We start from the raw sequence: 7,668 nt of genomic DNA on the forward strand, positions 1-7,668 counted from the left end.
GCCAGGGTAGATGAGCAGTGGCGGCGAACCTGCCACGCTATCCTGACCTTGGTGTAACGACTAATTAATGTTCAGTGCCTCAGGATAGGGCGCAGGTTTCAGAATGTCGTGGGTATGGAGGCGATATGTGCCGCCGTTTTTTCGCGCTGCGTGGTCGGCCAGAAAGAATTTCAATGTATGGCTGACGGTCTGGAACGCGATCTCGTCCCACGGAATTTCATCTGCCGCAAACATTTTCACTTCCAGGCTTTCTATGCCTGCCTCATAGTTCAGATCCAGCAAGGTCGCGCGATAGAACATGTGGACTTGATGCACGTGCGGCACATTCAATAATGAAAACAGTTCATGCAATTGAATGTTTGCGCCGGCTTCCTCCACCGTTTCCCGGATGGCAGCTTCGGCCGTGGTTTCATTGTTTTCCATGAAGCCGGCCGGCAGCGTCCAGTAGCCGCGACGCGGTTCTATGGCGCGTTTGCATAACAGGATACGCATATCGCCGTCTTCATCCCATACGGGAATCGAACCGAGCACCATCTTCGGATTCTGGTAATGAATGGCGCCGCAATTGCCGCATACATAGCGTGGACGATTGTCACCCGCAGGGATGGATAGTGAAACGGGATGAGCGCACTCGGAGCAGAAATTCATGGAAATAAAATCGTGTGAATACGTATGGTGTCAGGGTTGTCATCGAGCATATTGCAAGTGAAGAAGTGTATCACCGAGTAAAGAATCTGCGATTAAGTTTGCTTTGCGCGCAGATACTCTATATACTTCATATCTTCAGACGCGGGGTGGAGCAGTCTGGCAGCTCGTCGGGCTCATAACCCGAAGGTCGTAGGTTCAAATCCTGCCCCCGCAACCAAAGTCTTACAAGTCTTATATAATCCCGCTCATCAGTACATCTCCTCTAAACGGGCGTCGGACAGCAATATCAACTGGTTCTCTAACCGGGCAGCATCGGTAGATGCATGTCGTTGAATAACTTCTGCACATTACAACTAAACAGTCGTAAAAAATCGTAAATGAATATTGCTGAGGCGAAGAAGATCCTCGAAACAGCGCTACTCTGCGCTCACGAGCCACTGTCGATTAACGACATGAAGAAGCTTTATGTCGAAGGCGATGCAGACGGCCAGATTGATGCCGATGCAATCAAGCAAATGCTGGGTGAATTGCGCGACGATTGGGCCGACAAGGGAATTGAAGTCGTCAGCCTTTCGACTGGCTGGCGTTTCCAGAGTCGACCGGAGATGAAGATTTATCTGGAGCGGCTGAATCCGGAAAAACCGCCCAAGTATTCGCGCGCCACACTTGAAACGCTCGCCATCATTACCTACCGTCAACCGGTTACACGCGGCGATATCGAAGAAATCCGCGGTGTAACGGTTAATTCGCAAACTATCAAGATGCTGGAAGATCGCGGCTGGATCGAAGCGATCGGCCATCGCGACGTTCCCGGACGCCCCGCCTTGTTTGCCACGACCAAGCATTTTCTGGACGATCTCGGTCTCAGCTCTCTCGACCAATTGCCGCCATTGCAGCAAGTAGAGAAGGGCGATATGCAAGGTGATGTTTTGCTGGAAATGCAAACGCTGGAAGCGGAAATACAGGCGCATCTGGATCAAACCGCAATCGATTTTGCCGACGCTGATGTAACTGAAGGTCTTGTTGCCGCCAGTGAAATCGCCGATATTGAAACAAATGAATTTCCCATCGTTGCTGACGCTGCAGATAGCGCCGACGATGCCGTAACAGATACAAGTGCCACCCCGGTTTCGGAATCTGAAACCACCCCCGCTCATGCGGCGCCCGACTTGACGGTTGTTGACGTCACAAGTCAAGACAACCAAGAAGTGAATGATGAATCGCCCAACGAAAAATAATACGTCTGATAGTAGTACGTCTGAGACATCGATCAATGACGCATCGCCAGCAGAGCATGCAGATCGTACAGAGACTGAAAAAAATGCTGTGGCTCCGGATGAAAATAATGCCGGCAAACCGGTAAAGCGCGGTTTGCGCGGCCCGCGCACTTTGCGTCGCGCCCGTAATGCGCCGCGCAGTGCTCCCGCCAATCGTGATGCTTCTGAAGAGCAAAATGCAGTAATGGAAGGCGTGGAAACGCAAGCTGCACCTGCTTCGGACGAGGTGCGCAGAGAGCGCAACCCGCGTCGCGACGAGCGTCAGCCGGGTGCAAAAAGACCGCAAAAGTCGAGCGGAAAGTCGAATGGCGCAGGCCCGAATCGCGGCAGCAAGCCGCATCCCAGAGGCGGCGATGCAGATGACGTATTTTCCTTCGTTACCTCAGAGGCGTTTGATACGCTGGCCGGCGACGACGACAAGGCCGGCGGCAAACGCCGCCAGGAACAAAAAACAGTACGTCGTGATTTGACGGCTGATGACGATGCGCCGAAATTGCATAAGGTGCTGGCAGAAGCCGGGCTCGGTTCGCGTCGCGATATGGAAGAGCTGATTATTGCCGGTCGCGTTTCTGTGAATGGTGAGCCGGCGCATATCGGACAACGCATTCTGCCAACTGATCAGGTGCGTATCAACGGCAAACTGATTCAGCGCAAGGTAAGCAACAAGCCGCCACGTGTGTTGGTGTATCACAAACCGGCAGGTGAAATTGTCAGTACTAACGATCCTGAAGGCCGTCCATCGGTATTCGAGCGTTTGCCGACGATGAAGGCGGCCAAATGGCTGGCCGTCGGTCGTCTCGATTTCAATACCGAAGGTTTGTTGCTGTTCACTACGTCCGGTGATCTGGCTAATCGCTTGATGCACCCACGCTATGGGATCGACCGTGAATACGCCGTGCGTACTCTGGGCGAACTGGAAGAAGGCATGCGGCAGAAATTGCTGGCCGGTGTCGAGCTGGAAGACGGCTTGGCGCAATTCTCCAAAATCGCCGACGGCGGTGGCGAAGGCGTCAACAAATGGTATCGCGTGACGATCGGTGAAGGCCGTAATCGCGAAGTGCGTCGCATGTTTGAGGCAATCGGTTTGACCGTTTCGCGCCTGATTCGTACACGATACGGTACGTTGACCTTGCCAAAGAACCTCAAACGCGGACGCTGGGAAGAAATGGAAGAGCACGCAGTGCGCGATTTGATGGCGTTCAGCGGGCTGGAGAAAAAATCTGCCGATGGTGGCGCGCCTAAAGGTCGCAATAGTGCGGGCGATCGCCAAAACGGTAATCGTGCACCACGCATTGATAACGGCATGGGCCTGCCGCGCAGTCCAAGTCAGTGGGGCAATCTCGGTGGACAAGGTCGTCCGCAAGGACAGAATGGAAAACCTGCAGGCGGCCGTCAAGGGCAGCCGCGCAGCCGCCAGCCTGATCCGCTGCAAACGTCGCTCGGTTTTCCGGGCATGGGACAGCCGCGCCGCAGTAATGGGCCGAATCGTGGTCCAAACAGCAATGGTCCATCGCGTGGCAATGGCCCGCAAGGTGGCCAGGGCGGACCGCGCCGTCGTTCCAAGATTTAATCTTTTGCATTGTTCGTGCGGCTGGTCGACAGACTTTGCCGGGCCGAATGGGTCGATTGTTCATTGCCTGAATTGCGTATCGCAAGGATTCCTGCATTGCGGTGCACAAGGTAATCAACTATAATTCGGCAGTTAACAAAGGTCGCCAGCCAAAAACTTATGTTTTTGGCATTGAATTTGGTGATCAGAATGATAAAAAAGATGGGCAGATGCCCATTTTTTTTTTGTTAAACAGTTTGCGTTGTTGTATTCAATTTCGGCTGCAGGATGGCCGCGATTGACGTTATTCGGAGAATTCCTTTGCAGTTGTCGGCGCTGATTGAAAAAACCGTAGTGGGCATGGGCTATGAACTGGTCAATTTTGAACAGGCGGCCCGCGGTCTGCTGCGTGTATATATAGACTTTACGCCGGAAGACGCGGATAAAGGTTCAATTACCGTAGAGGACTGCGAAAAAGTTACGCACCAGTTGTTGCACGTATTGACGGTTGAAAACGCCAATTACGAACGACTGGAAGTGTCGTCGCCGGGTTTGGACAGGCCGCTGAAGAAGCTGTCGGATTATGTGCGTTTTACTGGTGCCGAGGCGCTGGTGAAATTGCGTTTGCCGATGCCGAATGCGGCCAATCGTAAATCATTCCAGGGAATTTTGCTGGAACCGGTGGGCGAGAATCTGGCGTTGGAATTTGAAGGAAACGAGGGGCCGGCGAAGCTTGAATTTACGCTCGCTGATGTAGACAAGGCACATTTGGTGCCACAAGTGAATTTTAGGAGTCGCAAAGCATGAGTCGCGAAATTTTGCAGTTGGTTGATGCGCTGGCGCGCGAAAAAAACGTTGATCCGGACATCGTATTCGGGGCGCTGGAACACGCGCTTGCGCAAGCGACCAAGAAACGCTACGAAGGTGATGTCGACATCCGTGTCTCGATTGATCGCGAAACCGGCGAATTTGAATCATTCCGTCGCTGGCACGTGGTGCCTGACGATGCAGGTCTGCAATTGCCGGATCAGGAAATTCTGCACTTTGAAGCCAAGGAACAAATTGGCGATATCGAAGTGGATGACCATATCGAAGAGCCGATTGAATCGGTGGAATTTGGCCGTCGCTTTGCACAAGACACCAAACAAGTTGTATTGCAGCGTATTCGCGATGCAGAACGTGAGCAGATTCTGGCTGACTTCCTGGAACGCGGCGATTCGCTGGTAACCGGCACCATCAAGCGTATGGAGCGCGGCGATGCGATTGTCGAATCCGGCCGCATCGAAGCACGTTTGCCACGCGACCAGACAATTCCAAAAGAAAACCTGCGTATCGGCGATCGCGTCCGTGCTTACATTTTGCGCATCGATCGCAATGCACGCGGTCCGCAAGTCATCTTGTCGCGCACTGCACCGGAATTCATCATGAAATTGTTCGAACTCGAAGTGCCTGAGATCGAGCAAGGCTTGCTGGAAATTAAATCGGCAGCGCGTGATGCAGGTGTACGTGCCAAGATTGCTGTCTTCACAGCAGACAAGCGTATCGATCCTATCGGTACCTGTGTCGGTATGCGCGGTTCGCGCGTGCAGGCGGTGACCGGCGAACTCGGCGGCGAACGTGTCGATATCGTGTTGTGGTCGGAAGATCCGGCGCAATTCGTGATCGGCGCCTTGGCGCCAGCCAACGTTTCCTCCATCGTTGTGGATGAAGAAAAACACGCGATGGATGTCGTCGTCGATGAAGAAAACCTCGCGATTGCCATCGGTCGCGGCGGCCAGAACGTGCGCCTTGCATCGGAACTGACCGGCTGGCAAATCAACATCATGACAGCGGAAGAATCGGCTGATAAATCGCAACTGGAAACCGCTGCGATCCGTATCCTGTTCATGGAAAAACTCGACGTTGATCAGGAAGTTGCCGACATTCTGGTGGACGAAGGTTTTGCTTCGCTGGAAGAAATCGCCTACGTGCCTATCGGCGAGATGCTGGATATAGAATCGTTTGACGAAGATACCGTCAATGAATTGCGTAACCGCGCACGCGATGCGCTGGTAACGGAAGCCATTGCCTCCGAAGAAGGCATGGAAGGCATGGACGAAGCACTGGCGAATCTGGAAGGTATGGATCGCGTAGTTGCCGGCAAGCTGGGCTTGGCGGGTGTCAAGACACTCGACGCGTTTGCGGCTCTGGCTTATGACGAATTTGGCGCAATTCTGGCTTTATCTGCAGATCGCGCACGTCAATTGATTGAAACTGAATTTGCAGATGTGACAGACGAAGAGATGAAGCTCATCGATGCCAAATACGATGATCACGCCAAGGCGCTGCAAGCCAAGGTGTGGAGCCTCGCGGAAGCGAAATAATCCACGAAGGTTGTTTACATCTAACGTGTCATATAGAAAAGAGGACTGAATGGCGAGTAACAACGTAGCCCAATTTGCCACCGAGCTCAAGATGCCAGCGGATGTGCTGCTCACGCAACTGCGGGACGCTGGCGTCGAGAAGAGTTCCACGTCCGACGAGTTATCCAAGGCCGACAAGGACAAGCTCCTTGATCATCTGCGCCGTGCACATGGCGTCGCGCCCGAAGGCGAGAAAAAGAAAATCACGCTGACTCGCAAGGAAACCACCGAGATCAAGCAGGCGGATGCCACCGGCAAGTCGCGCACGATTCAGGTTGAAGTTCGCAAGAAACGCACATTCATAAAACGCGATGAACCGGCGGCTGAAGAAGCGCCGGTAGTCGCGGCTGCGCCGATTATCGATGAAGCAGAAGTTGAGCGTCGCGCCGAAGAGTCGCGCCGTCATGCAGAGTTGATGGCGCGCCAGGAAGCTGATTTGCGCGAGAAGCAGGAGCGTCTGGCTAAACTGGAAGCGGAAAAAGAAGCGCAAGCCAAAGCATTGAAAAAAGCGGAAGTCGACGCGCAAAAAGCCGAAGCTGAAAAGCCGGTTGAAGTAAAAGTCGATGAATCCGCGAGTGAAGAGAAAAAGCGCGTTGCGGCTGAAGAAAGCAAGAAAAAAGCTGCACAGTTAGCCAAGGATGCAGCCAAGGAAGCGACTGAAAAAGCTGCTGCAACGGAATCAGCACGCAAGGCAGTGGCAGATGAAGTGGCGCAGATCAAGGCCATGATGAATGCGCCGCGCCGTGCGATCAAGGCACCGGAACCGGTTGCACCAGTTGCAAAAGCTGCTGCCGAAGGTACCTTGCACAAACCTGCTGATAAAAAGCCGGGCGAGAAAAAAGACGAAAAGAAACCTGCTGTCACTGCAGACAAGAAGTCGATCAAATCGGCCAATGTCTCATCGACCTGGCAGGACGATGCGAAAAAACGCGGTGCCGGCATCAAGACCCGTGGCAATACCGGCGGTGGTCGTGATGGTTGGCGTGCTGGCCCTAAAGGCCGCCGTCCATCGCATCATGACGATCGCGAAAGCAATTTCCAGGCACCGACTGAGGCCGTTGTAAAAGACGTCTACGTGCCGGAGACGATTACCGTTGCCGAACTCGCGCACAAAATGTCGGTGAAGGCATCCGAAGTCATCAAGCAATTGATGAAGCTCGGTCAAATGTGCACGATCAACCAGGTGCTCGATCAAGAAACAGCAATGATTCTGGTCGAAGAAATGGGACATGTCGCCCATGCAGCGAAACTGGATGATCCGGAAGCGTTGCTGGAAATCGGTGCTGAACAAGCTGACGTTGAAGCCTTGCCACGCGCACCGGTTGTAACCGTCATGGGTCACGTCGATCACGGTAAAACATCGTTGCTCGATTACATACGTCGCGCCAAGGTGGCAACCGGTGAAGCCGGTGGCATTACCCAGCATATCGGTGCCTACCACGTTGAAACACCGCGTGGCATGATTACCTTCCTCGATACGCCGGGCCATGAAGCATTTACGGCGATGCGTGCACGCGGTGCACAGGCAACCGATATCGTGATTCTGGTCGTTGCCGCTGATGATGGCGTGATGCCGCAAACCAAGGAAGCGATTGCGCATGCGAAAGCTGCCGGCGTGCCTTTGGTGGTGGCGATCAACAAGATAGACAAACCAAGCGCCAACAAAGATCGCGTCACGCAAGAACTGGTGGCAGAACAAGTCGTGCCGGAAGAATACGGTGGCGATTCACCATTCGTGCCAGTATCGGCAAAAACCGGCGAAGGCATCGATGCCTTGCTCGAACAAGTATTG

The 7,668-nt window shown here is 53.6% G+C and carries 6 protein-coding genes and 1 tRNA gene; 6 read left to right on the forward strand and 1 reads right to left on the reverse strand.

From position 1 onward, the window contains the following. Window positions 1-60 precede the first annotated feature (60 nt). Complete coding sequence (locus ABWP27_RS02235; RefSeq protein WP_353152967.1) at window positions 61-648, reverse strand: NUDIX hydrolase; 588 nt, start codon at window positions 646-648, stop codon at window positions 61-63. Between the two features lie 140 nt (window positions 649-788). Here ABWP27_RS02235 and ABWP27_RS02240 point away from each other — a divergent pair. The 6 genes from ABWP27_RS02240 to ABWP27_RS02265 all read left to right on the forward strand — a co-directional run. Beyond that, window positions 789-865, forward strand: a tRNA-Met gene (locus tag ABWP27_RS02240). Window positions 866-1,025: 160 nt separating this feature from the next. Beyond that, window positions 1,026-1,886 carry an SMC-Scp complex subunit ScpB gene (gene scpB / locus ABWP27_RS02245; RefSeq protein ID WP_502905308.1) on the forward strand — a complete coding sequence of 287 codons (861 nt, stop codon included), beginning with the start codon at window positions 1,026-1,028 and terminating at the stop codon, window positions 1,884-1,886. Next, window positions 1,864-3,495, forward strand: coding sequence for a 23S rRNA pseudouridine(2605) synthase RluB (gene rluB, locus ABWP27_RS02250; RefSeq protein WP_353152971.1), 1,632 nt, complete (start codon window positions 1,864-1,866; stop codon window positions 3,493-3,495). Before scpB ends, rluB begins: the two co-directional genes overlap by 23 nt. Window positions 3,496-3,795: 300 nt before the next feature. Continuing rightward, the gene (rimP, locus tag ABWP27_RS02255; RefSeq protein ID WP_353152973.1) at window positions 3,796-4,281 is read left to right on the forward strand and encodes a ribosome maturation factor RimP; all 486 of its coding nucleotides are present in this window, start codon (window positions 3,796-3,798) and stop codon (window positions 4,279-4,281) included. Beyond that, on the forward strand, window positions 4,278-5,837 hold the full coding sequence (gene nusA, locus ABWP27_RS02260) for a transcription termination factor NusA (protein ID WP_353152975.1): 1,560 nt from the start codon (window positions 4,278-4,280) through the stop codon (window positions 5,835-5,837). The genes rimP and nusA overlap by 4 nt, the downstream gene beginning before the upstream one ends. 49 nt (window positions 5,838-5,886) lie before the next feature. Then, a partial coding sequence (locus tag ABWP27_RS02265; protein ID WP_353152977.1) for a translation initiation factor IF-2 occupies window positions 5,887-7,668 on the forward strand: 1,782 nt, incomplete at its 3' end.

Origin of the sequence: Herminiimonas fonticola, assembly GCF_040395855.1 — a bacterium.
In the GTDB taxonomy this organism is placed as follows: Bacteria; Pseudomonadota; Gammaproteobacteria; order Burkholderiales; family Burkholderiaceae_D; genus Oxalicibacterium; species Oxalicibacterium fonticola_A.